24 protein-coding genes and 1 pseudogene are annotated in these 25428 nt (G+C 60.5%); 10 read left to right on the forward strand and 15 right to left on the reverse strand.

The window, feature by feature from the left end; translation table 11 throughout:
* On the reverse strand, positions 1 to 202 hold a 202-nt coding region (locus AACY31_RS11500), incomplete at its 3' end, for a carbon starvation CstA family protein (RefSeq protein ID WP_339481966.1).
* A gap of 157 nt (positions 203 to 359) precedes the next feature.
* Here AACY31_RS11500 and AACY31_RS11505 point away from each other — a divergent pair.
* Positions 360 to 716: a PilZ domain-containing protein gene (locus tag AACY31_RS11505; protein ID WP_339481965.1), complete on the forward strand. Its 357-nt coding sequence runs from the start codon at positions 360 to 362 to the stop codon at positions 714 to 716.
* Between the two features lie 141 nt (positions 717 to 857).
* Here the strand turns inward: AACY31_RS11505 and radA are convergent, their stop codons facing one another.
* The 3 genes from radA to katB all read right to left on the reverse strand — a co-directional run bounded on the left by radA (position 858) and on the right by katB (position 4640).
* The gene (gene radA / locus AACY31_RS11510; protein WP_339481964.1) at positions 858 to 2225 is read right to left on the reverse strand and encodes a DNA repair protein RadA; all 1368 of its coding nucleotides are present in this window, start codon (positions 2223 to 2225) and stop codon (positions 858 to 860) included.
* Between the two features lie 172 nt (positions 2226 to 2397).
* Positions 2398 to 2946 carry an ankyrin repeat domain-containing protein gene (locus AACY31_RS11515; protein WP_339481963.1) on the reverse strand — a complete coding sequence of 183 codons (549 nt, stop codon included), beginning with the start codon at positions 2944 to 2946 and terminating at the stop codon, positions 2398 to 2400.
* 152 nt (positions 2947 to 3098) lie between these two features.
* The gene (gene katB / locus AACY31_RS11520; RefSeq protein ID WP_339481962.1) at positions 3099 to 4640 is read right to left on the reverse strand and encodes a catalase KatB; all 1542 of its coding nucleotides are present in this window, start codon (positions 4638 to 4640) and stop codon (positions 3099 to 3101) included.
* Positions 4641 to 4921: 281 nt separating this feature from the next.
* Between katB and mscL the strand changes: the two genes are divergently transcribed.
* Complete coding sequence (gene mscL / locus AACY31_RS11525) at positions 4922 to 5335, forward strand: large-conductance mechanosensitive channel protein MscL (RefSeq protein WP_339481961.1); 414 nt, start codon at positions 4922 to 4924, stop codon at positions 5333 to 5335.
* Between the two features lie 212 nt (positions 5336 to 5547).
* On the opposite strand, the gene AACY31_RS11530 is transcribed toward mscL, so the two are convergent.
* On the reverse strand, positions 5548 to 6324 hold the full coding sequence (locus AACY31_RS11530) for a ferredoxin--NADP reductase (RefSeq protein WP_339481960.1): 777 nt from the start codon (positions 6322 to 6324) through the stop codon (positions 5548 to 5550).
* A gap of 291 nt (positions 6325 to 6615) precedes the next feature.
* On the opposite strand from AACY31_RS11530, the gene AACY31_RS11535 reads away from it, so the two are divergent.
* Together AACY31_RS11535 and AACY31_RS11540 are read left to right on the forward strand one after the other, a co-directional pair.
* Positions 6616 to 7329: an autoinducer binding domain-containing protein gene (locus AACY31_RS11535; protein WP_339481958.1), complete on the forward strand. Its 714-nt coding sequence runs from the start codon at positions 6616 to 6618 to the stop codon at positions 7327 to 7329.
* A gap of 182 nt (positions 7330 to 7511) precedes the next feature.
* Entirely contained in the window at positions 7512 to 8651 is a 1140-nt protein-coding gene (locus AACY31_RS11540) for a methyltransferase (protein WP_339481956.1), read from the forward strand.
* Positions 8652 to 8690: 39 nt separating this feature from the next.
* On the opposite strand, the gene AACY31_RS11545 is transcribed toward AACY31_RS11540, so the two are convergent.
* From AACY31_RS11545 to AACY31_RS11555, 3 genes are read right to left on the reverse strand one after another with little or no spacing between them, the layout of a single operon-like run.
* Entirely contained in the window at positions 8691 to 8855 is a 165-nt protein-coding gene (locus AACY31_RS11545; RefSeq protein ID WP_339481955.1) for a DUF2474 domain-containing protein, read from the reverse strand.
* An 11-nt stretch (positions 8856 to 8866) separates the two neighbouring features.
* Positions 8867 to 9874 (reverse strand): cytochrome d ubiquinol oxidase subunit II, encoded by a 1008-nt coding sequence (gene cydB, locus AACY31_RS11550; protein ID WP_003205787.1) that lies wholly within the window; start codon positions 9872 to 9874, stop codon positions 8867 to 8869.
* Between the two features lie 3 nt (positions 9875 to 9877).
* The gene (locus tag AACY31_RS11555; RefSeq protein WP_339492490.1) at positions 9878 to 11314 is read right to left on the reverse strand and encodes a cytochrome ubiquinol oxidase subunit I; all 1437 of its coding nucleotides are present in this window, start codon (positions 11312 to 11314) and stop codon (positions 9878 to 9880) included.
* Between the two features lie 437 nt (positions 11315 to 11751).
* Here AACY31_RS11555 and AACY31_RS11560 point away from each other — a divergent pair, with 437 nt between their 5' ends.
* Positions 11752 to 12990: an MFS transporter gene (locus tag AACY31_RS11560; RefSeq protein WP_339481953.1), complete on the forward strand. Its 1239-nt coding sequence runs from the start codon at positions 11752 to 11754 to the stop codon at positions 12988 to 12990.
* Positions 12991 to 13214: 224 nt separating this feature from the next.
* Here AACY31_RS11560 and AACY31_RS11570 read toward each other — a convergent pair.
* From AACY31_RS11570 to AACY31_RS11580, 3 genes and pseudogenes are all read right to left on the reverse strand, one after another.
* Positions 13215 to 13526 (reverse strand): annotated as a pseudogene (locus tag AACY31_RS11570) ((2Fe-2S)-binding protein); the annotation flags it as partial.
* 325 nt (positions 13527 to 13851) lie between these two features.
* Positions 13852 to 14418 carry a DJ-1 family glyoxalase III gene (locus tag AACY31_RS11575; RefSeq protein ID WP_339492488.1) on the reverse strand — a complete coding sequence of 189 codons (567 nt, stop codon included), beginning with the start codon at positions 14416 to 14418 and terminating at the stop codon, positions 13852 to 13854.
* A 137-nt stretch (positions 14419 to 14555) separates the two neighbouring features.
* Positions 14556 to 15011 carry a DUF4879 domain-containing protein gene (locus AACY31_RS11580; RefSeq protein WP_339481951.1) on the reverse strand — a complete coding sequence of 152 codons (456 nt, stop codon included), beginning with the start codon at positions 15009 to 15011 and terminating at the stop codon, positions 14556 to 14558.
* Between the two features lie 204 nt (positions 15012 to 15215).
* Here AACY31_RS11580 and AACY31_RS11585 point away from each other — a divergent pair, with 204 nt between their 5' ends.
* The 4 genes from AACY31_RS11585 (at position 15216) to AACY31_RS11600 (ending at position 19150) form a co-directional block, all read left to right on the forward strand.
* Positions 15216 to 16511, forward strand: coding sequence for an NCS2 family permease (locus AACY31_RS11585; RefSeq protein ID WP_339481950.1), 1296 nt, complete (start codon positions 15216 to 15218; stop codon positions 16509 to 16511).
* Positions 16508 to 17587 (forward strand): tRNA (uridine(54)-C5)-methyltransferase TrmA, encoded by a 1080-nt coding sequence (gene trmA / locus AACY31_RS11590; protein WP_339481949.1) that lies wholly within the window; start codon positions 16508 to 16510, stop codon positions 17585 to 17587. Before AACY31_RS11585 ends, trmA begins: the two co-directional genes overlap by 4 nt.
* A 265-nt stretch (positions 17588 to 17852) precedes the next feature.
* Positions 17853 to 18293: a type II 3-dehydroquinate dehydratase gene (aroQ, locus tag AACY31_RS11595; RefSeq protein WP_003205806.1), complete on the forward strand. Its 441-nt coding sequence runs from the start codon at positions 17853 to 17855 to the stop codon at positions 18291 to 18293.
* A 5-nt stretch (positions 18294 to 18298) separates the two neighbouring features.
* Entirely contained in the window at positions 18299 to 19150 is an 852-nt protein-coding gene (locus AACY31_RS11600) for a shikimate dehydrogenase (RefSeq protein WP_445261535.1), read from the forward strand.
* Positions 19151 to 19182: 32 nt separating this feature from the next.
* On the opposite strand, the gene AACY31_RS11605 is transcribed toward AACY31_RS11600, so the two are convergent.
* Positions 19183 to 19860: a TetR/AcrR family transcriptional regulator gene (locus tag AACY31_RS11605; RefSeq protein ID WP_339481946.1), complete on the reverse strand. Its 678-nt coding sequence runs from the start codon at positions 19858 to 19860 to the stop codon at positions 19183 to 19185.
* 103 nt (positions 19861 to 19963) lie between these two features.
* Entirely contained in the window at positions 19964 to 21865 is a 1902-nt protein-coding gene (quiC, locus tag AACY31_RS11610) for a 3-dehydroshikimate dehydratase QuiC (RefSeq protein ID WP_339481945.1), read from the reverse strand.
* 278 nt (positions 21866 to 22143) lie between these two features.
* Between quiC and AACY31_RS11615 the strand changes: the two genes are divergently transcribed.
* Positions 22144 to 23481 (forward strand): MFS transporter, encoded by a 1338-nt coding sequence (locus AACY31_RS11615; protein ID WP_339481944.1) that lies wholly within the window; start codon positions 22144 to 22146, stop codon positions 23479 to 23481.
* Between the two features lie 139 nt (positions 23482 to 23620).
* Here the strand turns inward: AACY31_RS11615 and AACY31_RS11620 are convergent, their stop codons facing one another.
* Positions 23621 to 24499 (reverse strand): DMT family transporter, encoded by an 879-nt coding sequence (locus AACY31_RS11620; RefSeq protein ID WP_339481943.1) that lies wholly within the window; start codon positions 24497 to 24499, stop codon positions 23621 to 23623.
* A gap of 62 nt (positions 24500 to 24561) precedes the next feature.
* Positions 24562 to 25338: an IclR family transcriptional regulator gene (locus AACY31_RS11625; protein ID WP_339481942.1), complete on the reverse strand. Its 777-nt coding sequence runs from the start codon at positions 25336 to 25338 to the stop codon at positions 24562 to 24564.
* Positions 25339 to 25428 lie beyond the last annotated feature (90 nt).

The raw sequence follows: 25428 nt of genomic DNA on the forward strand, positions 1-25428 counted from the left end.
CATCGAGTTGCATCACGTTATTGGCGATGAAGAGGCTGTAGTAGCGGTAGGCGACCAGGTAGATGGCCACGGCCGCGACGACGATCCAGAGGGCGTTGATGGGTTCGCCGCGGCGCAAGGCCACGACGCCCAGGGCGCACGCGCCTAGGACGGCCAGCAGGAGCCAGGGCAGATGGCGCAGCAGGCTATTATTGTTTTTCACTTTCATATTCCAGTCAGGGTGACAAGAAAGATAGCCGCTGGAGTTTAGCGCCAACCCGGGCAAAGGCCATACTCGACAGTCGTTTGTCAGCGGCCGAACGGTGACGATGCCCCGTCAGTTGGGTCTATAGTCAATGAATCTTCAGAGGGAATGCGTAATGAGCGATCGCCGCCGCTTCGTACGAATCGAATTCCATGCCAGGACCGAGCTGATCCAGGCTCCATTCAAATGGCCGGTTGAACTGCTGGACCTGTCCCTCAAGGGACTGCTGATCAAAAAACCCGAGCCTTGGCTGGGCAATCCCGAAAAGCCCTTCATCGCCGACATTCACCTGAGCAATGAGGTGGAAGTGAGGATGGAAGTGCGCCTGACCCACGACGATCACGGTCACCTGGGTTTCGTCTGCGAGCATATCGACCTGGATTCCATCGCACATCTGCGCCGGCTGGTGGAGCTGAACCTGGCCGACCATGATGAACTGGAACGGGAGTTGGCGGCGTTGATCCAGATTTGAGCGACCCCGCTCCCTTGGCGCGGGGATCCATGTGGGAGCAAGGCTTGCCGGCGATGGCTGCGATGCGGTCCTTCAAAATCGCGTCGCCTGCATCGCGAGCAAGCTTTGCCCCCACGTACATTCCTTCCACAATTGCCAGTGCTATTCAAACAACGCATCCAACGCCTGTTCCAGACGCGTCACGGCAATGATCTGCAACCCCGCCGGAGCTTCCTTCGGCGCGTTACCCTTGGGCACGATGGCGCGTTTGAAGCCGTGCTTGGCCGCTTCCTTGAGCCGCTCCTGGCCACTGGGCACCGGCCGCACCTCGCCCGACAACCCTACTTCGCCGAACACCAACAGGTCGTGGGGCAGCGGCCGGTTGCGCAGACTGGACATAACCGCCGCCATCAACGCCAGGTCGGAGGCGGTTTCCAGCACCTTGACCCCGCCCACGACGTTGAGGAAAACGTCCTGGTCGTGAGTCGGGATTCCGCCGTGTCGATGCAACACCGCCAGCAACATGGCCAGCCGATTCTGATCCAGGCCCAGGGTGACCCGGCGCGGGTTCGCCAGGTGGCTGTCGTCCACCAGCGCTTGCACTTCGACCAACATCGGCCGGGTGCCTTCCCACGTAGCCATGACCACACTGCCAGGGACTTCTTCCTGGGCACGCGTCAGAAAGATCGCCGAAGGGTTTGAGACTTCTTTCAGGCCTCTGTCGGTCATACCGAACACACCCAGTTCGTTGACAGCGCCAAAGCGGTTCTTCACCGCCCGCAACAAACGCAGGCGTCCGTCGGATTCGCCTTCGAAATACAACACGGTATCGACCATGTGCTCCAGCACCCGAGGCCCTGCCAGTGCGCCCTCCTTGGTCACGTGGCCCACCAGGAAAATCGCCGTGCCGCTCTGCTTGGCGTAGCGCACCAACAACGCCGCACTTTCGCGCACCTGGGACACGCCGCCCGGGGCCGATTGCAGCTGTTCGGTGAAGATGGTCTGAATCGAGTCGATCACCATCACCTTGGGTTTTTCCAGGCGCGCCGTGGCAATGATGGTCTCGATGCAGGTCTCGGTCATGACCCGCAACTGGTCCTGGGGCAAGCCCAGGCGCCGGGCGCGCATGGCGACCTGCTGCTGGGATTCTTCGCCAGTGACGTACAGCGCCGGCATGCGGGTGGCGAGGTTACACAAGGTTTGCAACAAGATGGTGGATTTGCCGATGCCCGGATCGCCGCCGATCAGCACCACCGAACCGTCCACCAGACCGCCGCCCAGCACGCGGTCCAGTTCACCGGATGCGGTGGAGAACCGCGGGATTTCTTCGACGCTGACTTCGGCCAGGGTCTTGATCTGCGCCTGCTGACCGGCCCAGCCCGTGCGACCGGTGGGTGCCGCCGCACCGCCGCTTTCCACCATGGTTTCAGTCAGGGTGTTCCAGGCCCCGCATTCGCCGCACTGGCCGGCCCATTTGGGAAAGGTCGAGCCGCACTCGGTGCAGCCGTACATGCGCTTTGCCTTGGCCATCTGAACTCCGGAGAAAAACCGCGATGATAGCCCAGTCGGTGGCCTGTACGGCCAGTTCGTTAGCTCAAATTCGGATGCCAGAAGTTTATAGCTCGCTATGGCGAGTAACAGCAACGCAGGGTATGGGCTTGTGGCGCCGAAGTTGGGCTGACAGAACTGGCCACACAGGCCACTAGCGAGGGACCGGCATTCTAATTTCACCCCTGGCCAGATCCACTGCCGTGTTGCCCAACGGGTCCTGGGCCTGAAGATCGGCGCCCTTGGCCTCCAAGGCATCGAGCAACTCGGCACGCTTGAACAGACCGGCGTACATCGCCGCAGTCTGCCCGGCACCGTTGCGTTGGTCCGGGCTGCAATCGGTGGACAACAAACGACGCGCAATCTGCACTTCGCCCTTGAAAATCGCGCCCATCAGCGCTGTGTTACCACGTTTGTCCTGGGCACAGGCATCGGCACCGGCAGCGAGCAGCCGCTCCACCGCCGGGCTGTGGCCGTGATAGGCCGCCAGAATCAACGCGGTGTAGCCTTTCTCATCCCGAGTATCGAGCGAATAACCGGCCTCGATAAAGGTCTCGATCATCGGTACATCGCCGCGGCGAGCGGCATCGAAGTAATAGTTTTGCAACTGTTCTTGTACGGCCGCCGGTTCGGTGGGTATTGGCTGATCGGCCACTACGCTCAGTGACCAGGTCGCAAGCATCGATAAAATGAATCTACCCATCATGACGTCTCCTCTGGCAGATGATTGTGGAGGCATGGTTGCGGGAGCAAGGCTTGCCCGCGATGCAGACGACTCGGTCTGGTTTCAGGCCCCAGCGCCAGCTTCGCGGGCACGCTTTGCTCCCACAGGTCATGTACCTGCCTGGCTATGGATCAGTCAGTCAGTTTTTCCGCCAGGGCCTTGACCCGGGCCAGGTCACCTTTGGCGACACGGGCCACGCCAGTGCCGTACTCAGGGTCAGCCTTGTAGAGGAACGACAGGATGATGTGCTTGCTCTCGTCATCGGTGGTCGCCAAAGAGCCGCCGAAGCTGTCTATCAGGTCATCACGCTCTTGCTTGCTGAACGAACGATACAAATCACCGGCCTGCTTGAAGTTCTGCTCACGCTGGATCTTCGCCTGCTGAGTACTGCCGGTCAGCGCGGCCTGGCTGTAGCGTGCCTGTTGCGGTTCTTCGCGTGGCATCAGGCGGCTCGGCTGATAATTCACCCCGGTGCTGGTGCTGCCAGGGTTCATCGCGCCGTCCTGGTTACCGTTGTTCACCGCCGCCTTGGGGGCATTGATCGGCAGTTGCAGGGCATTGGCACCTAGCCGGTACATCTGCGTGTCGGCGTAGGAAAATACTCGCCCCTGGAGCAAACGATCCTCGGAAGGTTCGATACCCGGTACAAGATTGGCCGGCGCCATGGCCACCTGCTCGGTTTCCTGGAAGACATTCGCCGGATTGCGGTTCAAGACCATTTGCCCGACTTTTCGCTCAGGCACACCCGGCCAGATCTTAGTCGCGTCCAGTGGGTCGAAATCAAACTTGGCAAGGTCCTGTGGATTGAGGACCTGGACGTACAAGTCCCACTTCGGGAAGTCGCCCTTATTAATATGAGCTACCAGATCATTGGTCATATGGCTGTAATCTCGACCCTGAACTTTCATAACTTCTTTCGGATCGAGATTTTTCAAGCCCTGTAAACTTTTCCAATGAAACTTGACGTAGTGAACTTCACCCTTGGTGTTAACCAGTTTGTAAGCATGTACACCGTTACCGTCCATTTCACGGTAACTGGCCGGCGTCCCGGAGTTGGAATACAACTCGGTCAGGGTGCGGGTCGACTCTGGAACATGGGAGAAAAAATCAAAACGGCGTGAATCATCGTCCAGGTTAGTCCGCGGGTCGGGTTTGAAAGCGTGGACCATGTCCGGAAACTTGATGGCATCACGGATAAAGAAGGTCGGGAAGTTGTTACCCACCAAATCCCAATTACCGTCGGCGGTGTAGAACTTCGTGGCGAAACCACGGGGGTCACGCAGGGTTTCCGGCGAATGATTACCGTGCACCACGGCGGAAAAACGCACGAACACCGGCGTAACCTGGCCTGCGGCAAAGACCTTGGCCTTGGTCAAGTCGCTGAGACCATCGGAAACCGTGAAGGTGCCATGGGCGCCGGCCCCACGGGCATGCACCACGCGCTCGGGGATGCGTTCACGGTCAAAGCGCTGGAGCTTCTGGATCAACTGCACATCTTGCAATAAGGTCGGGCCGTTGGGGCCTGCCGTTTGCGAGTTCTGGTTGTCGCCGACAGCCGCACCGTTGTCCCGGGTCAGGGTGGCCGCGCTGACAGACAAGGACAAAAGGCTCGCGCTCAGCACAAAAAAAGCGCGGCGATGGGAATAAGCCCCGTGGCCAAGGGAAGTGTTCATAGGGTGTTCCTCTGATGTTATAGAGCGCATCCATGTGCGCCATCCAGAGGCTAGTGCTCGAAAAAGGAAAATCTAAATAGAAATGCCGTACCGCATCGATAGAAAAAACGTTGTGGGGTGCCAGGCTGAAACCGCGTATCACGCGCGATTGATGGCACTTTGAAAACTTTTCACCCGGGACCAGGTCGATAGCTGAAGCTTTGTAAGCAGGCGTTTCGAGCAGGACTCGTTGGGCTGATTTACACTGCCACTCATCTTTCATTTGTTACAAGGAATAGCTCATGGGCGTGCTAAGCGAATTCAAGGCCTTCGCGGTCAAAGGCAATGTCGTCGACATGGCCGTCGGGATCATCATTGGTGCCGCTTTCGGCAAAATCGTTTCGTCATTCGTTGGCGACGTAGTCATGCCTCCCATTGGCCTGCTGATTGGTGGGGTGGACTTCAGTGACCTGGCCATCATCCTCAAGGCCGCCCAGGGTGATGCGCCTGCCGTGGTACTGGCCTACGGTAAGTTCATCCAGAGCAGCATCGACTTCATCATCGTGGCGTTCGCCATTTTCATGGGCGTCAAGGCGATCAACCGCCTCAAGCGCGAAGAAGCCGTAGCCCCCAGCGCGCCTCCTGTTCCGACCAAGGAAGAGTTGCTGCTGAGTGAGATTCGCGACCTGCTCAAGGCCCAGAACGAGCGCCCCTGAACCTCTCTCCATCGATGAAACCTGTGGCGAGGGAGCTTGCTCCTGCCGGGGGGTAGGAGCTGCCGCAGGCTGCGATCTTTTGATCTTGATCTTTCGCTTGGTCTTTCGCTTGAGATTCAAGCGCGAGGGGAAAGATCGCAGCCTCGTTGCACTCGACAGCTCCTACACAGTTCCTACACAGCGCCTACATGCATGGGGTAGCCCTTCCTTTCCTACCAGTAGTTTTCCACCGCCACCTGGCCCGGCCGACGGGTCAGGCTCAGTTGCAGCTCCCTGGCTTTGAGCAGCTTGCGCGTGTCATCGATCATTTGCGGATTGCCGCACAGCATCACTCGCGAATGCTCCGGCGTCAGCGCTACGCCGACCGCCCGCTCCAGCTCGCCATTTTCGATCAGCGCGGTGATCCGCCCACTGAGTGCCCCCGGATGCTGCTCACGGGTGACGGTCGCAATGAAACGAAACTTATGAGCGTACTCGGCCAGGTAGTCGCGCAGGGGTAGTTCCTTGATCAGCGCCTGATACGCCAGCTCCCGCGCCTCACGCACGCTGTACACCAGGATGATCCGCTCGAATTTTTCCCAGGCCTCAAAATCCTGGAGGATAGAAAGAAACGGCGCCACCCCCGTCCCTGTAGACAACAGCCACAAATCCCGACCGTCGACAAAGCGATCCAGCGTCAGATAGCCGAAAGCCTGGCGATCCACCAACAGTTCGTCACCCGGCTGTAGGCGGCTGAGCTCACTGGTGAACTCGCCATCGGGAACAACGATGGAAAAGAACTCGAGGAACTCGTCGAACGGCGAAGACACCATGGAATACGCCCGCCAGACAGTGGTCCCGTCCGCCTTGACGACCCCCAGCCGGGCAAACTGACCGGCCCGAAAGCGAAAGCCGCGATCCCGGGTCGTACGCAAAGTAAACAAATGAGCCGTCAACGGCTGGACATCTAGCAGGGTTTGGCGGGTGAACTTCTCTGCGCTATCGGTCATGAGTCACTCCAATGGGACAAGACTTGCAGTGTCCCGCAAAGCGAGCGTCTTCACCACCGATGACGAGCAATGGCACTGTAGCAACTAGCTGCGTCCAACCAACAAAATCTTTCACCCAACTTATACAAAACAAAAGAAACTGTAAACATATTCAGCTTAAACGTTTAATCTCTTAAACATTTCAAGATACAAACAGACTAAAAAAAGCCACTACAAATCAAGAATAGTCCTACACTAAAATCTCGCATCATGGATTGGATCCGCATGGACGAATCACCCCAGGAGAGAACGATGGACAAGTGGAAGGACTTGTTATTGAAGAAACTATCCTGCGAAAAAGACCTGCAAACGGCCTATCGTCTGGCCCTGAATTTCTTTAACAATCAAGGGTTTGAATATTGCGCATTTACAGCCTATCTAGGAAGCCCCGACAAGCACACCGGTAAGGTGAACCTGAATAACTACCCTTATGGATGGGACCGGCTTTATGAACAAAACGGTTATGCGTCGAACGACCCACTAGTAGCACATTGCAATCAATCACCGCTCCCCATCTTATGGAATGAGACTGTTTTCGCTCAGGCTCCGAAGTTGTGGAGAGAACTTAATCGACAAGGACTCAAGTATGGTTGGACCCAAGCCGTACATGATGAACAAGGGGCACAGTCCAGCCTGTTCAGCCTGGCACGAACTCATTGCCCCATTGATATCGAGGAGCACTATGCAAATCTTGGCTACGCCATCTTCGCCAGTCAAAGGCTGCATGTACTCGCCAGTAAAAAATTGTCTGACGTCCTCGCAGACAAACCCAAATGCCACCTGTCACCCAGAGAGATCGAGGTATTGAGGTGGTCTGCCGAAGGCAAGACGGCGTCGGAAGTGGGCAGAATTCTCTGTCTTTCCGAACGGACCGTGAATTTCCATGTGTGCAGTTGCATGCGAAAGCTGAACGTCAGCAATAAAATTTCAGCGGTGGCAAAAGCCGCCCAGATCCATGTGATCTGAACAATGGAGGGACAACCCCGGGCTGAAAAACCCGCGAGTAATGTGCAACAAAAGAACGTACCATTTACGGCGCCTCTTGAATGATGTCGCTGCCTGCACGCGACGCAGTTCATTCAGGCGGTCCCGCCCAGACACCTATCTCCAGGCAGCGGGACATTCGTTGATCTCCAGAGTCCCCAGCCATGCCCCTGCTCGACAGCCCCTTCGCCCAACTCGACCTGATCCGCCAACCCGAACAGCAGAACGAACCGCTGCAAGCCTTCGATGCGGCCGATGAATACCTGCTCGCGTACCTGGCCGAACAACAGCCGAGGGCACAGACTCGGGTCCTGGTGCTCAATGACGGCTTCGGCGCCCTGGCGGCCAGCCTGGCGGGCAACGTCCTGGTGACCAGCAGCGGTGACTCCTTCCTGGCATTACAGGCGCTGGAGAAAAACCTGGTGCGCAACGGCCGCCCCTTCGATGCGGTGCCGACGCTACCTGCCAGCGAGCCGCTGACCGGCCCGTTTGATCGCGTGTTGGTCAAAGTACCGAAAACCCTGGCCTTGCTGGAGGAACAGCTGATTCGCCTGCAAGGCCAACTCGCGCCAGGCGCCCAAGTGATCGCCGGGGCCATGATCAAGCACCTGCCCCGGGCCGCTGGCGATTTGTTGGAGCGGTATATCGGCCCGGTGCAGGCCTCCCTGGCGGTGAAAAAAGCGCGGCTGTTGATTGCTACGCCACAACCTGGTTCTTCACAAGGCAGTGCGCCAATCGTATCGCCCTACCCCACGCGTTACTGGCTGGACGAGCCAAAGATCGAGCTGCTCAACCACGCCAATGTATTCTGCCGCGAAGGCCTGGACATTGGCACCCGCGCGTTCCTGCCACATCTGCCGAAAAACCTCGGGACGGCCCGGGTCGCGGACCTGGGGTGCGGCAACGGCGTGCTGGCCATCGCCAGTGCCCTGCAAAACCCCGAGGCCCATTACACCCTGGTGGACGAGTCGTATATGGCCGTGCAATCGGCCGCCGAGAATTGGCGTGCGGCCCTGGGCGAACGCGAAGTGACCCTTCGGGCCGGTGATGGCCTGGCCGGGCAAGAGGCGCAGTCACTGGACGTGGTGCTGTGCAATCCGCCCTTCCACCAGCAGCAAGTGGTGGGCGATTTCCTCGCCTGGCGGATGTTCCAGCAGGCTCGCGAAGCGCTGGTGGTCGGCGGCGCGCTGTACATCGTCGGCAACCGGCACCTGGGTTACCACAGCAAACTGGCGCGGTTGTTCCGCGGTGTCGAGCAAGTGGCCGCCACGCCGAAATTCGTGATCCTCAAAGCCCGCAAATAAATCGTCTGTGGGACAAGCACCTCGGCTCCCCCAGGGGAATCAGTGAGTGGTCAAGCCCGCGGCATTCATGAACATCCGCATCAAGCTGGCAACGATGAACAGCGCCAGCACACTGCTGGCCCAGATCAGCGCCAGCCAGCCGAGCCGCTGCCAGAGTGGCTTGCGTTCGGCGGCCTCGATGTCTTTCAAATCAGGTTTGGCCATGCTCAACGTCCTCAATGGTAACCGTCGTCATGGGTCACCTTGCCGCGGAACACGTAGTAGCTCCAGAAGGTGTACACCAGGATCAACGGAATGATGAACAGCGTGCCGACCAACATGAAGCCCTGGCTCTGGGGCGGTGACGAGGCGTCCCAGATCGAGATGGACGGCGGCACGATGTTCGGCCACAGGCTGATGCCCAAGCCACTGTAGCCGAGGAAGATCAGCACCAAGGTCAGGATGAAGGGCGTGTAGTTGGCGTTGCGCGCCACTGCGCGGAACAATCCGTACATGGTCACCAGCACCAGGATCGGCACCGGCAGGAACCAGAACAGGTTCGGCAGGGTGAACCAGCGTGCCGCGATGTCCGCATGGGCCAGCGGTGTCCAGATACTGACGATACCAATCACCGCCAGCACCACGAACGCCAGCGGCCGGGCCAGGTCATGCATCTGCTCTTGCAACTTGCCCTCGGTCTTCATGATCAGCCAGGTGCAGCCGAGCAACGCGTAGGCCGCGATCAACGCCAGGCCACAGAACATCGTGAATGGCGTGAACCAGTCCAGGGAGCCGCCGGCGAACTGGCGATTGACCACCTCGAAGCCGTCGATGAACGCCCCCAGCGCCACCCCCTGGAAGAAGGTGGCCGTCAGCGAACCGCCAATGAATGCCTTGTCCCAGAGGTGGCGCTTCTCAGCCTTGGCCTTGAAGCGGAATTCGAAAGCCACGCCGCGGAAGATCAAGCCGATGAGCATCAGGATCAGCGGCAGGTACAGCGCCGAAAGCACCACCGAATAAGCCAGTGGAAACGCCCCGAACAGCCCGGCACCGCCCAGCACCAGCCAGGTTTCGTTACCGTCCCAGACCGGTGCCACGGTGTTCATCATCACGTCGCGGTCGCGTTCGCCCTTGACGAAGGGGAAGAGAATGCCGATCCCCAAGTCAAAGCCGTCCATGACCACGTACATCATGATGCCGAAGATGATGACCACGGCCCAGATCAGCGGAAGATCAATACCCATGATTCAATTCCCCTTGTTCGAGCGTTCGTTATGGTCCATGTCGTCGACGCCATCGGCGGCCGACAATGGCCGGGCCGGCGTACGTTTCTGGCCCGGGCCACCATCGCTCGGCTCGGCTTCGTGGGCCTGCGGCCCTTTGCGCACCAGACGCATCATGTAGCTCAGCCCGGCGCCAAACAGCGCGAAATACACCACGACGAACAACACCAGGGTAATGCTCATCTGGACAAAGCTGTGGCCGGACGAAGCATCGGCCGTACGCATCAAGCCATAGACCACCCACGGCTGGCGGCCGATCTCCGTGGTAAACCAGCCGGCCAGGATCGCGACCAGGCCGGACGGCCCCATCCACAACACCATGTAGAGGAACGGCCGGGACTGATAGATCCGATCGTTGCGGCGCAGCCACAGGCTGCATAGGCCGGTGAAAATCATCAGCAACCCAAGGCCGACCATGACCCGGAACGACCAGAACACGATGGTCGAATTCGGTCGGTCCTCAGGCGCGAACTCCTTGAGGGCCGGCACCTGCTTGTCCAGGCTATGGGTCAGGATCAGGCTGCCCAGATACGGGACTTCCACGGCGAACCGGGTCTTCTCGGCCTGCATGTCGGGCCAGCCGAACAGAATCAGCGGGGTCGGTTCATTGCCGACGTTTTCCCAGTGGCCCTCGATGGCGGCGATTTTCGCCGGTTGATGCTTGAGGGTGTTCAGGCCATGGAAGTCGCCGATGACCGCCTGTATCGGCGCCACCAGCAACGCCATCCACATCGCCATCGACAGCATCCGGCGGATGGCTGGGTTATCGCGACCGCGCAGCAAATGCCAAGCCGCCGACGAGCCGACGAAGAACGCCGTGGCAACAAACGCTGCGGTGGACATGTGCAGCAATCGATAAGGGAACGAGGGGTTGAACACCACCGCCAGCCAATCCACCGGGATCACCCGGCCGTCGATGATTTCGTAACCCTGGGGGGTCTGCATCCAGCTGTTGGAGGACAGGATCCAGAAGGTCGAGATCAGGGTGCCGATCGCCACCATGACCGTGGAAAAGAAATGCAGGCCGCGGCCGACGCGGTTCCAGCCGAACAGCATCACGCCCAGGAAACCCGCCTCGAGGAAAAACGCCGTGAGCACCTCGTAAGTCAGCAACGGCCCGGTCACCGCTCCGGCGAAGTCCGAGAAACGGCTCCAGTTGGTCCCGAACTGATAGGCCATGACCAACCCGGACACCACACCCATGCCGAAGTTGACGGCAAATATCTTCGACCAGAAGTGGTACAGGTCGCGGTAGGTGTCATCGCGGGTCTTGAGCCACAAGCCTTCGAGTACCGCCAGGTAACTCGCCAGGCCAATGGTGATGGCCGGGAACAGGATGTGGAACGAGATGGTGAACGCGAACTGGATTCGGGCGAGATCGAGCGCCTCCAAACCGAACATAAGTCTTCCTCTGTCAGGTAAAACCGGCTGCGGGCGGGGCTTGCACCAGCCTCCAGGGATATGGAGTGCGATGCTTTTCAAATCGTTCTTTTTATAACCGTCACAACGCAGGACTATGGCCGGATGGCCGCCAGTCCAACGCCTCGAAAGGTATTGATCTGGGTCAAGCAATGCTCAAAGAGTAGCCGCATTCTCGTCGATGAACGGCGTGGTCGTTTGTCGCGTGACAGGTTGTCTCAGTGCTGGCTGCAGCGAGGGGATGTGTGGAAGCAAGTCTGTGCGGGAGCAAGCCTTGCTCCCACCGATAAATCCCCCCGCCACAAAAAAAACGGTGCGCCGTGGAATATCGATGCTTGGCTAACTATTTCTCCACCACCGCAACTTCCAGTTACAGCTCGGTGATAATCTCGATGCCTTCATCACCGGACCCATCATAGATGCCCAGCCAAGCGCCGCTGCTGCTCCGCCACCATCGTCCCTTCATCGCCTTCTGGCTGGCCCGGATATTCACCGCCAGCGGCTTCCAGATGCTCACCGTGGCTATCGGTTGGAACCTCTATCAGCTGACCGGCAACGTCCTGGACCTCGGCCTGGTGGGGTTGGTGGAGTTTGCCCCGCGTGTGCTGTTCATGCTCCACACTGGGCATGTGGCCGACCGCTATGACCGCCGCAAGGTGGCGGCCATCTGTCAGTCATTGCAGGCGATGATTGCCCTGGCGCTGGTGATTGGCAGCGCTACCGACCATGTCACGCGGGAGATGATCTTCATCCTCGCGTTCCTGTTGGGGGCCGCCCGCTCCTTCGAGATGCCGACCACCCAGGCGCTGCTGCCGAGCATCGTGCCGGCGGGGCTGTTTCCCCGGGCCGTGGCCGCCGCGCAATCGGCCCAGCAGTCGGCCACCATCGTCGCTCCGGCGCTCGGCGGCTTGCTCTACGCCTTTGGCAGTGTCTGGGTCTACGGGCCGACGGTGCTGCTTTACCTCATCGCCTGCGGCCTGATGCTCAACCTGCCCGCCCGGCAGACGCCGCTGAACAAAGGCAAGGCGACGCTGGATTCGTTGCTGGCCGGGATTCGCTTCATTCGCAGTCGCCCGGACATTCTCGGGGCGATCTCCCTGGACCTGTTCGCGGTGCTGCTCGGCGGCGCGACGGCGCTGCTACCGGTATTTGCCAAGGACATCCTGCTCACCGGCCCCTGGGGCCTGGGGCTGTTGCGGTCGGCGCCGGCGGTCGGGGCCTTGCTGATGTCGCTGTGGCTGGCGCGGTTTGCCGTGGAGCGCAAGGTCGGCCGGGTGATGTTCACGGCGGTGGGCGTGTTCGGCGTCGCCACCATTGCGTTCGGCCTCTCCACCTCGTTCTGGTTTTCCCTGGCGGTGCTGGTGGTGCTGGGCGCGGCGGACATGATCAGCATGGTGATCCGCGCCTCCTTCGTACAACTGCAAACACCGGATGAAATGCGCGGCCGGGTCAGCGCGGTGAACGGGTTGTTCATCGGCGCCTCGAACCAGTTGGGCGAGTTCGAATCCGGCCTCACCGCCCACTGGTTCGGCACGGTGCCAGCGGTGGTCATGGGCGGCATCGGCACGCTGCTGGTGACCGGGGTCTGGATCAAACTGTTCCCAACCCTGGCCAACCGTGACCGGATGCACGAACCGGTGGATGAAGCGAAGACCTAGCAGCCTGTCGGACTTAGAAAAACCGGGCGGCGCTACGTGATTTCTTTTCGTGTTAAGGCGCATCTTCAGGGCCCGGTGCGTGACTCCAGGTCTATTTCCGTCGGCCACCGCACCTTGGGCGCCAAACGGCGCGCGAGGTTGAAGGACACGTCTTCGTTGTTCCAGTCGCGAGGTGGGCGGGAGAAGGTGGGCAGGGCTTGAGGGCCTTGTTGCATGAACAGTTGGGCCTGCTGCATGGGATGCAATGCGTCATCACCGGCCAGGCCTTCGATGGTGATCAATTCGGCGCCGTCGCACATCACCGCCAGGGTCAGGCAGGCATTGATCCGCTTGCCATCGCGCAGCACCGTACAGGCGCCGCACTGGCCGTGGTCGCAGCCTTTCTTGCTGCCCACCAGGTCCAGTTGTTCACGCAGCAGGTCCAGCAACGTGGTCCAGGCCAGCACTTGCAACTCACGCACCTGGCCATTGAGTGTCAGGCGGATCGGATGACGGACGAAGGACGCCGGCGTCGTTTCGGACAGGGTCGCACTCATGGAACACCTCACGGTTGGTCGTACTTGCGGCGTTTTGGGAAACCGCCGTCATAAGGGGTACGACTTCAGGGTGAGGCGAAGCGTTCAAGGCAAATGATTGACGTTGGAAGCCAGCGCCTTCAGTGAGTCCGCGCGCACTGAAGTTCAATGCGCTGACGCCATCGCGAGCAGGCTCGCTCCCACATTGGTTCTCGAGTGCCCATAGATCCTGCATCCACCATAAATCCCGGTGGGAACGAGCCGGCTCGCGATAGCGGTAGGTCAGATTGCATTGAAGTTGACGGGAACAGCTCCCTCGCCACAGGCGCGTGCCCGCTGAAGAATGTCAGGCCAGCAACTCCGCCGCCACCACACTCCGCACGCCCTTGCCGCTGAGTTGTTCCACCAGCATCAAGGCAAACGCCAGGGCGGCGGCCGACCCCTGGGCCGTGATGCAGTTGCCATCCACCACCACGGGTTGATCGACAAAGCTGCATCCGGACAACTGCTGGCTCACGGCGGGCAGGCAGGTCATGCGCCGCTGGCGCAAAACGCCGAACGTCTGTAGCGCCAGGGCCGGGGCTTCGGCGATGGCGGCGAAGAAACGTCCGGCGGCGGCCTGGTCCTTGATCAGTTGTTGCAGCGGCTGATGGGCGGCCAGGTGTTGGGCGCCGATGATGCCGCCCGGCAGGACGACCAGATCGAAGTCCTGCACAAGCACGTCCACCAGCATTCCATCGGCCGTCAGGCGCGTGCCGCGGGCGCAGGTGAGCATCCGCCGCCCTTCGATGCTCGCCACCACGGTTTCGATCTGCGCTCGACGCAACACGTCGATCAAGGTGACCGTCTGCAAGTCGTCGACACCCTCGGCGACGGCTATCAAGGCTCGGGGGATCTTGGTTCCTGGAATCATGGACGCTCTCCGCTGGGTGATGCCTGTAGTGTAGGAGCTGCCGAAGGCTGCGATCTTTTGATAGGCGCTTGAGATTCAAGCGTCTGGGAAAAGATCGCAGCCTCGCTTCGCTCGACAGCTGCTACGGGGGCCAGCGGTTATTTGATGTTCAGCTGGGTCGACATCCGGTTGCCCGGTGCGTTGATCGAGATGTTGCTGAAGCTGAAGGTGCCTTCCTGCTTGCCCTTCAGGTCGAAGACATACAAATAGCCGACGACTTTGGTCCGTACGGAGCAGTCGTTAAGGTTGCCATTACTGTACGCACACACGGGCGAGCGGGTGCCGTCGACTTCAAAGCCGTCCAGGGTGACATGGGGCTGGCGGCCATAACCGACCTCCAGCACGTAGACCTTGATATTCGGGCCGCGGTGATCGCAACGCGTCTGCGCCTGCCCCGGGACAATATCTTCGAAACCACAGGCCGGTGACTCGACCTTGAGCACCTTGACCTCGCTCAAGGGCGGCGCCGACGCGGCATTGGCGGTCTGGCCAAACAACCACCAGCCCAGCATGCAGCCCACCGCCGCCAGCCGCATTTTATTCATGCAATACATAGAGACCTCCCGGAACCGAGCGCAGTATGGCCCACTTGGCGCGTTGGCAAAACTTCGACGACGATCGCAGCCACAACGCTACGCTGCTGGTATGATGCGCGGCTTTTTCCGACCGGCAGAAATTTCCCGGGCGCCGCTGGCGACCTGTGCTTTGCTGTTGAGGTCGATACATTTACGGCGCCGGGCGCGCCACGGGGAGCAGACATGCTGGAAAGGCTGTTTCAACTCAAGGCACATAACACCAACGTGCGGACCGAGATCCTGGCGGGTGTCACGACGTTCCTGGCCATGGCCTACATCCTGTTCGTCAACCCGAGCATCCTCGGCGAAACCGGCATGGACAAGGGCGCGGTGTTCGTCGCCACCTGCCTGGCGGCGGCCATCGGCTCCACGGTCATGGGCCTGATCGCCAACTACCCGATCGCCCTCGCACCCGGCATGGGCCTGAACGCCTTCTTCACCTACACCGTGGTCCTGCACATGGGCCACACCTGGCAAGTGGCGCTGGGTGCGGTGTTCATTTCCGCGGTGCTGTTCTTCATGCTATCGATCTTTCGCATCCGCGAATGGATCATCAACAGCATCCCGCTGCCCCTGCGGTCGGCCATTGCTGCCGGTATCGGCCTGTTCCTGGCGCTGATCGCCCTGAATAACGCCGGCATCGTGGTGAAAAACCCGGCGACCTTGGTCGGCCTCGGCGACTTGAAAAAACCGGCGCCGATCCTCGCGACCCTCGGCTTTGTCCTGATCGTTGCCCTCGAAGCCTTGAAAGTACGCGGCGCAGTGCTGATCGGCATCCTGGCGGTCACCATCGCTTCGATCCTGATGGGCTTCACTGCGTTCGGCGGCGTGATGTCGATGCCGCCGTCCCTGGCCCCGACCTTCCTGCAACTGGACATCAAGGGCGCCCTGGACATCGGCCTGGTGAGCGTGATCTTCGCCTTCCTGTTCGTCGACCTGTTCGACAACTCCGGCACCCTGATCGGCGTCGCCAAGCGCGCCGGGCTGATGGGCAAGGACGGCCACATGCCGAAGATGGGCCGTGCGCTGATCGCCGACAGCACAGCCGCCATGGCCGGTTCGCTGCTGGGCACCTCCACCACCACCAGCTACATCGAATCGGCGGCGGGCGTCAGTGCTGGCGGCCGCACTGGCCTGACCGCCGTCGTCGTGGCGATCCTGTTCCTGCTGGCGCTGTTCTTCTCGCCACTGGCCGCCAGCGTCCCGCCCTTCGCCACCGCCCCAGCCCTGTTGTTCGTCGCCGTACTGATGACCTCGGGCCTGGCGGAAATCGACTGGGACGACATCACCGTCGCCGCGCCAGTGGTGGTGACCGCCCTGGCAATGCCGTTCACCTATTCCATCGCCAACGGCATCGCTTTCGGTTTCATCGCCTGGACCGCCATCAAACTGGTGTCTGGCCGTGGCCGTGAGCTGAACCCGGCGCTGGTCATTCTATCGATCCTGTTCGTGATCAAGTTGGGTTGGTTCAACGCATGACTTTTGATTCCCAAGCCTACACCGCTCAGCTCCAGGACAAGGTCACCCGCTTGCGTGACCTGTTGTCGCCGTTCGATGCACCAGAACCTGCGGTGTTCGATTCGCCCCTGAAGAACTTCCGCCTGCGCGCCGAGTTCCGTCTCTGGCGCGAGGCCGGCGAACGGCACTACGCAATGTTCTCCCAGGACGACAAGCGCACACCGATCCTCATTGAAGAGTTTCCCATCGCCAGCCTGCGCATCAACCAGTTGATGCCGCAACTCAAGGCCGCCTGGCAAGCCAGCGCGCCCCTGAGCCACAAACTGTTCCAGGTGGAGTTCCTGACCACCCTGGCGGGCGATGCGATGATCACCCTGTGTTATCACCGCCCGCTGGACGAGCACTGGCACGCTGCCGCCTCGAAACTGGCGGCTGACCTGGGCGTGAGCATCATTGGCCGCTCCAAGGGCAAGCGCGAAGTGATCGGCCATGACTACGTGGTGGAGAAGCTCGAAGTGGGCACGCGCACCTTCAGCTATCGCCAGCCCGAAGGCGCCTTCACCCAGCCCAACGGCACGGTGAACCAGAAGATGCTCAACTGGGCTTATGAAGCGCTGGGCGATCGCAACGACGATCTGCTGGAGTTGTACTGCGGCAACGGCAACTTCACTCTGCCCCTGGCCACCCGCGTGCGCAAAGTGCTGGCCACCGAAATCAGCAAGACCTCGGTGAACGCCGCGCTGAGCAACCTCAGCGAGAATGCTGTGGATAACGTCACGCTGGTGCGCCTGTCCGCCGAAGAGCTGACCGAAGCCCTGAACGAAGTCCGGCCGTTCCGTCGCCTGCATGGCATCGACCTGAAAAGCTACGAATTCGGCAGCGTCTTCGTCGACCCGCCTCGCGCCGGCATGGACCCGGACACCTGCGAGCTGACCCGACGTTTCGACAACATCCTGTACATCTCCTGCAACCCTGACACCCTCGCCGCGAATATCGCGCAACTGAACGACACCCACCGCATCACGCGCTGCGCGTTGTTCGATCAATTTCCCTGGACCCACCACATGGAATCCGGGGTGTTGTTGACTCGGCGGTAGGAGCTGACGAGTGCAACGAGGCTGCGATCTTTCCCCAGACACTTGAGTGTCCAAAAGATCGCAGCCTTCGGCAGCTCCTACATGGGGATAAATCCCCTCGCCACCATTGCCCTCCCTCACCTCCCGACAACGGTCATGTTCGATCATCGAACACTTATTGGCCGATGTCGGCTGCTTTATTTGACCCAATTAACCATCTAGTACAATTTATCTCCAACGGCTGAAACCCCGCCGACACCAACAATAAAAATGTGGAGAAATTGCGATGCCTCCGATCGTTCTGGTGCTCAACGGCCCGAACCTGAACCTGCTCGGCACCCGCGAGCCGGCGACTTATGGCCATGAAACCCTGGCTGACATCTCGGCACTGTGCGGCCGCGCTGCCGAAGAATTCGGCCTGGCGGTGGAATTTCGCCAGACCAACCAGGAAGGCGAGCTGCTGGACTGGATTCACGGCGCCCGTGGCCGGTGCGCCGGTATCGTCATCAACCCGGCGGCCTGGACCCACACCTCCGTGGCGATCCGCGATGCCCTGGTGGCCAGCGAAGTACCGGTCATTGAAGTCCACCTGTCCAACGTCCACGCCCGTGAAACCTTCCGTCATCACTCCTTCGTCTCATCCGTCGCCATTGGCGTGATGTGCGGGTTTGGCAGCCATGGTTATCGCCTGGCCCTTGAACACTTCAGTCAGCGGTTGAAGGGTTGATGAGCATGTCGAATATCACTGTGCTGGCCGGTCTGATCGGCGCGGGCATCCAGGCCTCTCGCACACCTGCGCTGCATGAGCATGAGGGCAATGCCCAAGGCATGCGTTACCTCTATCGGCTGATCGACCTCGATGCGCTGAAACTCGACAGCGGCGCCCTGGCCGATCTACTGGTGGCCGCCGAGCGCATGGACTTCACCGGCCTGAACATTACCTTCCCCTGCAAGCAGGCGATCATCCCGCTGCTCGATGAGTTGTCACCCGAGGCCCGCGGTATCGGCGCGGTCAATACCGTGGTGCTCAAGGACGGCAAGCGCATCGGCCACAACACCGACTGCCTGGGGTTCGCCGAAGGTTTTCGTCGCGGCCTGGGGGATGTGGCGCGCAAGCGCGTGGTCCAGATGGGCGCCGGTGGCGCCGGCGCGGCGGTGGCCCATGCGCTGTTGATGGAGGGCGTAGAAACCCTGAGCATTTTTGACGTCGAGGTCCGCCGTGCCGAGGCACTGGCCAACAACTTGAATCAACACTTCGGCGCTGGCCGCGCGCGCGCAGGGCATGATCTGCCCACCGCCATGGCCGAGGCCGATGGCCTGGTGAACAGCACGCCCATGGGCATGGCAAAACTACCGGGCATGCCAGTGCCGATCGAGCTGTTGCGCGGCGCTTTGTGGGTCGCGGAAATCGTTTACTTCCCGCTGGAAACCGAACTGCTGCGCAACGCCCGCGCGGTCGGCTGCCGCACACTGGATGGCGGCAACATGGCCGTGTTCCAGGCGGTGAAGGCCTTCGAACTGTTCAGCGGCGTGGCGCCAGATGCGCAGCGGATGCTGGCGCATTTCCAAAGCATGAATCATTAATGTCTAGTGATACTCCCACAGGGGTTCCAGAATCAGGCCTGCAAGTATCTCAATACCGATTCACAGACCATCTGCCGATGCCGCTGCTTGATCGCTTCATCCGACAGGTCGATCTGAAAGATCTCCCCGAACGTCTGGCGATTGGACACCCGGTAAAAACAGAACGAACTGATCAGCAGATGCACATCCAGCGGCTCGAGGCCGGCACGGAACACGCCCTCTTCAGCGCCGCGCCGCAGAATCACGCCCAGGGAATCGAGGATGGTATTGGTCATCGCCTTGATCACGCCTGACTGCTTCACGTACTCGGCGTTGTGGATGTTCTCGATGCAGACGATGCGCACGAAATCCACATTGCAATCGTGGTGGTCGAAGGTGAACTCCACCAGGCGCCGAATCGCCTCGACCGGGGCCAGTTCCGCCAGATGCAGGCGGTTCTCGGTGGTGCGGATATCACCGTAGAGTTTTTCCAACACCTCGACGTACAACTGCTCCTTGCTGCCGAAGTAGTAGTAAATCATGCGCTTGGACGTGTGGATGCGCTCGGCGATGGCGTCGACCCGGGCCCCGGACAGGCCCTGCTGGACGAACTCGACGATGGCTTCCTGAAGAATGTTTTCCCGGGTCTTCTCCGGGTTGTTCTTGCGACTCTTGCGCGGCGTGGCGACGGGTTCGTCGGGCGCTGCGGAAAGCTCTGGATTCATAGTCATTGCGGGGCTCACGGCCATCACTGCACAGGCTGGCGATTATGGGCCGCACCGTGCACTGAAGGAAGCCAGGACACCGCCCATTACCGCCACGTTTACGATTTGCCTACAACTTGGCGTGCCGCAAACCACCGCTGCGGGACTTGGCCATGGCCGCCAGGCGCACCGCGACATTGGCAGCACCGTAACCGGCGTAACCGTTCTTGCGTTGGATGATCTCGAAGAAAAACCGCCCTTCGAACGGCTCGGTGTAGACGTGGAACAGCTCGCCCCCCTGGGTGTCACGATCGTACAACACGTTGAAGTAGGCCAGCTCGCTAAGGAACTCGTCGTCGAAATCGAAACGCGCCGCCAGGTCGTCGTAGTAATTGAGCGGGATGTCCAGCAACGGCACGCCCGCCTCTTTGGCACGACTGACCTGGGCAAAGATGTCATCACAGTCGAAGGCTATGTGATGCACACCGGAGCCGCGATAACTCGACAGCGCGTGTGAGATTGCGGTGTTGCGGTTTTCGGAAATGTTCAGCGGCAAGCGGATCGAACTGCAGCGGCTGCGCAGCGCACGGCTTTTTACCAAGCCATAAGGGTCGGGCAGGACGACTTCGTCGTCGGCCTCGAAATCCAGCAGGCTCTTGTAGAACAGCACCCAACTGTCGAGGCTGTCGGCCGGCAGCGCCATCGCCATGTGGTCGATGCGCTTGAGCCCGGCCCCAATGACAGCACCCGGCTGCAGGTTGAAATCGGTGCCATAGACATCGGCCTGCTGATCCACCAGGTAAATCAGGCTGCCATCCGGTGCACGCACCGCCGCCAACTCCAGTTCATTGGGGCCCACCAACCCACGATAGGGCTGGCCTTTGTAGGCAATGGCCCGCTCCAGGGCGCTGACACTGCTTTTCACGCGCACGGCGGTGGCACACAACGAAGGTCCGTGGGCTTCGAAAAAACTGTGGGCGAACGAGTACGGTTCGCTGTTGAGGATCAGGTTGATGTCGCCCTGGCGCAGGAGGCTCACATTCTTGGATCGATGCTGGCCAGCCTTGACGAACCCCAGCCGCTCCAGCCAATGGGAAAGCTTGGCGCCGAGGTTATCGTCCACGGCGAACTCGAGGAATTCGATGCCGTCGTATTCGCTGGCCGGCGGCGTGGCGAACAGAATGTCGGCATTGCTTATGGCGCACGCCTCTTCGGCCAGGCGCTGGCGGGTTTTTTCTTCCAGGTACAGCAGCGAGCGCAGGCCGTCGGCGGCATTGGCCCGTGGCGGCGCGGCCCGGAAACCGTCGTTGAAGATTTCCAGCGACAGCGGCCCGGTGTAGCCACTCTTGATGATCGGCGCCAGGAACCCCGGCAAGTCGAACTCGCCCTGCCCAGGGAAACAACGGAAATGCCGGCTCCATTCCAGGACATCCATGGCCAGGATCGGCGCGTCGGCCATTTGCACGAAGAAGATCTTGTCGCCGGGAATCTCGGCGATCGCGCTCGGATCGCCCTTGAGGGACAAGGTATGAAAGCTGTCGAGCAACACACCGAGGCTGGGGTGATCGGCCTGGCGCACGATGTTCCAGACCTGTTGATAAGTATTCACGTGCCGACCCCAGGCCAGCGCTTCATAACCGATACGCAAGCCGCGCGCCCCGGCCCGCTCGGCCAGCAGGCGCAGGTCATCGATGAGCATCTGTTCATCGCCGACGCTGTCGGCCGAGGCGTTGCTGCACACCAGCACCAGGTCGGTGCCCAGTTCCTGCATCAGGTCGAACTTGCGCTCGGCCCGTTCCAGGTTGCGCGACAGGCGATCGCGGCGGCAACCTTCGAAGTCGCGAAACGGTTGGAATAACGTGATGGCGATGCCCAGGTCGGCGCACATCTGCCTGATTTCCCGAGGACTGCCATCGTAGTAGAGAAGGTCGTTCTCAAAGATTTCCACCCCATCAAAACCGGCGGCGGCAATGGCTTCGAGTTTTTCCGGCAAGGTACCGCTCAAGGAAACGGTGGCAATGGAACGCTGCATGACTTCGGCTCCCGGGACAGGCATCGGCTACAAAAGGTGCGCCGCTTTTGAAAATGCTTTTAAAAGAGTGAGCCGATTATTGAGCTGCCGGTTTCTTTCAGCAATTTAATATGTACCATCCAGTTAGTTTTTTGGGCGATTATCGAACAAAATGCCAATCGCCGAATTGACGAATTTTTGCTCACTGCGCACCATCGCTCCCACATTGACGCCGGCCCTGCCGACCTCGATGGACTGCCCCAGACCAACCATAAGAATTTCAAAAGCGGGTACACGCTATGATCCCTTCCCAAAGTTCCCGCCTGGCCCCCGGCCTGGAAGTCTCCACCGGCAGCATCGGTGACAAGATCCGCGGCGCCATGGCCGTGGGCAAGACCCGTTGGGGGATGCTCGCCCTGGTATTTTTTGCCACCACCCTGAACTACATCGACCGCGCCGCCCTGGGCGTCATGCAGCCTATCCTGGCCAAGGAAATGAGCTGGACGGCGATGGACTACGCCAACATCAACTTCTGGTTCCAGGTCGGTTATGCCGTCGGCTTCGTGTTGCAAGGGCGGCTGATCGACCGGATCGGCGTCAAGCGCGTGTTCTTCTGCGCCGTGCTGCTCTGGAGCCTGGCGACCGGCGCCCACGGCCTGGCCACCTCGGCGGTGGGCTTCATGGTCTGCCGCTTCATCCTCGGCCTCACCGAAGCCGCCAACTACCCGGCCTGCGTGAAGACCACACGGCTGTGGTTCCCGGCGGGCGAGCGAGCCGTAGCCACCGGTATATTCAACGCCGGGACCAACGTCGGCGCGATGTTCACCCCGATGCTGCTGCCACTGATCCTGCACGTGTGGGGCTGGCAGGCGGCGTTCCTGTGCATGGCCGCGCTGGGCGGGATCTGGCTGCTGTTCTGGGGCCTGAAATACTTCAACCCCGAGGACCACCCCTCCGTCAAACAGTCGGAACTGGACTACATCCAGGCCCAGGACGAACCGGACCAGGTCCGCGTGCCGTTCTCACGCATCCTGCGCATGCGCGGCACCTGGGCGTTCGCCCTGGCCTATTCGATCACCGCCCCGGTGTTCTGGTTCTACCTCTATTGGCTGCCGCCGTTCCTGAACCAGCAATACAACCTGGGCATCAACGTGACCCAGATGGGCATCCCGCTGATCATCATCTACCTCACCGCCGACTTCGGCAGCGTCGGCGGCGGCATCCTGTCTTCGTTCCTGATCGGCCGCGGCCTCAATCCGATCAAGGCGCGACTGGTGTCCATGCTGCTGTTCGCCTGCTGCATCATCGGCGTGATCCTGGCCGCCGGCTCCAGCAGCTTGTGGGTGGCAGTGTTTGCCATCTCCCTGGCCATCGGCGCGCATCAAGCCTGGACCGCCAACATCTGGAGCCTGGTCATGGACTACACGCCCAAGCACATGATGAGTACGGTGTTTGGTTTTGGCGGCATGTGCGCGGCCATCGGCGGGATGTTCATGACCCAACTGGTGGGCCACATCCTCACGATCACTAACAACAACTACACCGTGCTGTTCACCCTGATCCCGGCGATGTACTTCATTGCCCTGACCTGGTTGTACTTCATGGCACCGCGCAAGGTGCCTACGCTGGAAAACTGATTCGAGTCAGCCCGGGATTATTTATCCCACTGTGGAAGCAAGGCTTGCCCGCGATTAAGACGATGCGGTCCTAAGTGATCCGAGGTGCCTTCATCGCGGGCAAGCCTTGCTCCCACAATCAATCCCTCCACAGTTCGTGCTAAACCCGCCGCTGTTGCCACGCCGCCGCCAACCCACTCAAGCAGATCAAGGTGATGCCCACCACGGTGGTCAGCGTCGGCGTATGGTTGAACAACACCCAGCCCAGCAGCCCGGCAAACACGATCTGGCAGTACCCGAACGGCGCGAGCAGCGCCGGGGCGGCAAAGCGGAAGGCCTGGGTCAGCATCAGGTGCGCCGTCATCCCGCAAGCTCCCAGCGCCAGCATCATCGCACCGTGCAACAGGCTCGGCACTTGCCAGAAGAACGGCACCAGCGCGCTCATCACCAAGGTGTTGCACAGGCCGGCGAAGAAGTTGCTAGTGGTCGGGCTGTCGATCTCGCTGAGCTTGCGCGTGAGCAGTTGGTAGAAACAGAAAAACAGCGCCGAACAGAATGGCAATATCACCGCCGGGGTGAACAGATCCCCGCCCGGATGGACGATGATCAACACCCCGATAAAGCCGAAGATCACCGCGATCCATTGGCCGCGTGTTACGTGTTCGCCCAGCAATGGCACCGACAACGCGGTGACCAGCACGGGCGCGAGAAAGTTGACCGCCGTCGCCTCGGCCAGCGGGATATACAACAGCGCCGTGGTGAAGAACAGGCTGGTGCCCAGCAGGCACAGCGCCCGGGCCAGTTGCCACAAAGGACGCTTGGTCCGCAGGACCCGCAGCCCCGAGCGCGGCAGGAAAATACCGGCCATCAACAACGTGTGCACCACGTAACGTGCCCAGACCACCATGATGATCGGGTAAAAACCCGAGAGATATTTCGCCAAGGCGTCATGACTGGAGAACAGAAACGTCGCCACCAGAATAAGCAGGATGCCCTTGAAAGCCTGATTGACGCCGGAAAGCGGAGTGCTGACAGTCATGTAGGAGTCCTGCGTTGCGTGATGTAGGGAGCAAGGCTTGCCTGTGACGGATGAGACCGTATTCAGCTGAACAACTCCGAGGCCTGACTGGCTTGCGATAACTCCTCGGCAAACGCCAGCAAGGTCGGTGCCAGCTCATGCAAGCGTGTGCGCGTCATTCGTGCACTGGGGCCGGCGACACTCAACACGCCGATGGCTCGGCCATCCGATGGATGACGGACCACAGCGGCAATGGCCGACGTGCCGATCGCCGAACTTTCCTCGACACAGGCATAGCCTTGTTCGCGGGCCTGGTGCAGGTACTCGAGCAGTTCAGCCGCGCTGCGTGGCGCGTTTGGCCCTGCGTCCGCCGGTATTGGCACGGCTTGGCGCGCCACCAGCGCCAACGCCTCGGTGTCAGTCATGCAAGCCAGCCAGGCATGGCCCGACGCGGTATAGGACAACGGCGTCTCACGCCCCATGTCCGGGTCGTAGCGCAAGCCGGAACGGGCCCCCTGGGACTTGGCGATCCAGGTCTGGCACTCCCCTTCGATGACACCCAGGCGCACCAGTTCACCCGTTCCCAGTGCCAAGCGATCGAGCACTGGCTGGACGATGTCGGCACCGCTTCGCGACAGATAACGAAAGCCCATGGCGACCAAGCGGGTCGCCAAGTGATAACGCAGGTTCTCGGGATTCTGGCGCACATAGCCCAGGCGCATCAGTTCGGCGAGCAAACGGTGGGTGGCACTCTTGGGAATCTGCAAGTGTTCGGCCAAGCCTAGCAGCGGCCAGCCGCGAGGGTCGCTGGCGAGGCTTTCCAGCACATTGAAAACCCGTTCGATTTGACTGCCAGCCATGAGCGATCCAAAGGTAAGTTCGTCGATTCCAGAATGCACAAAGTGTAATTCAAATTCTGGAACTGGCGCGCTCTTCATTCATGCCCTGAT

It is taken from the genome of Pseudomonas sp. RL_105y_Pfl2_101 (genome assembly GCF_963970585.1).
Classification (GTDB): Bacteria; Pseudomonadota; Gammaproteobacteria; order Pseudomonadales; family Pseudomonadaceae; genus Aquipseudomonas.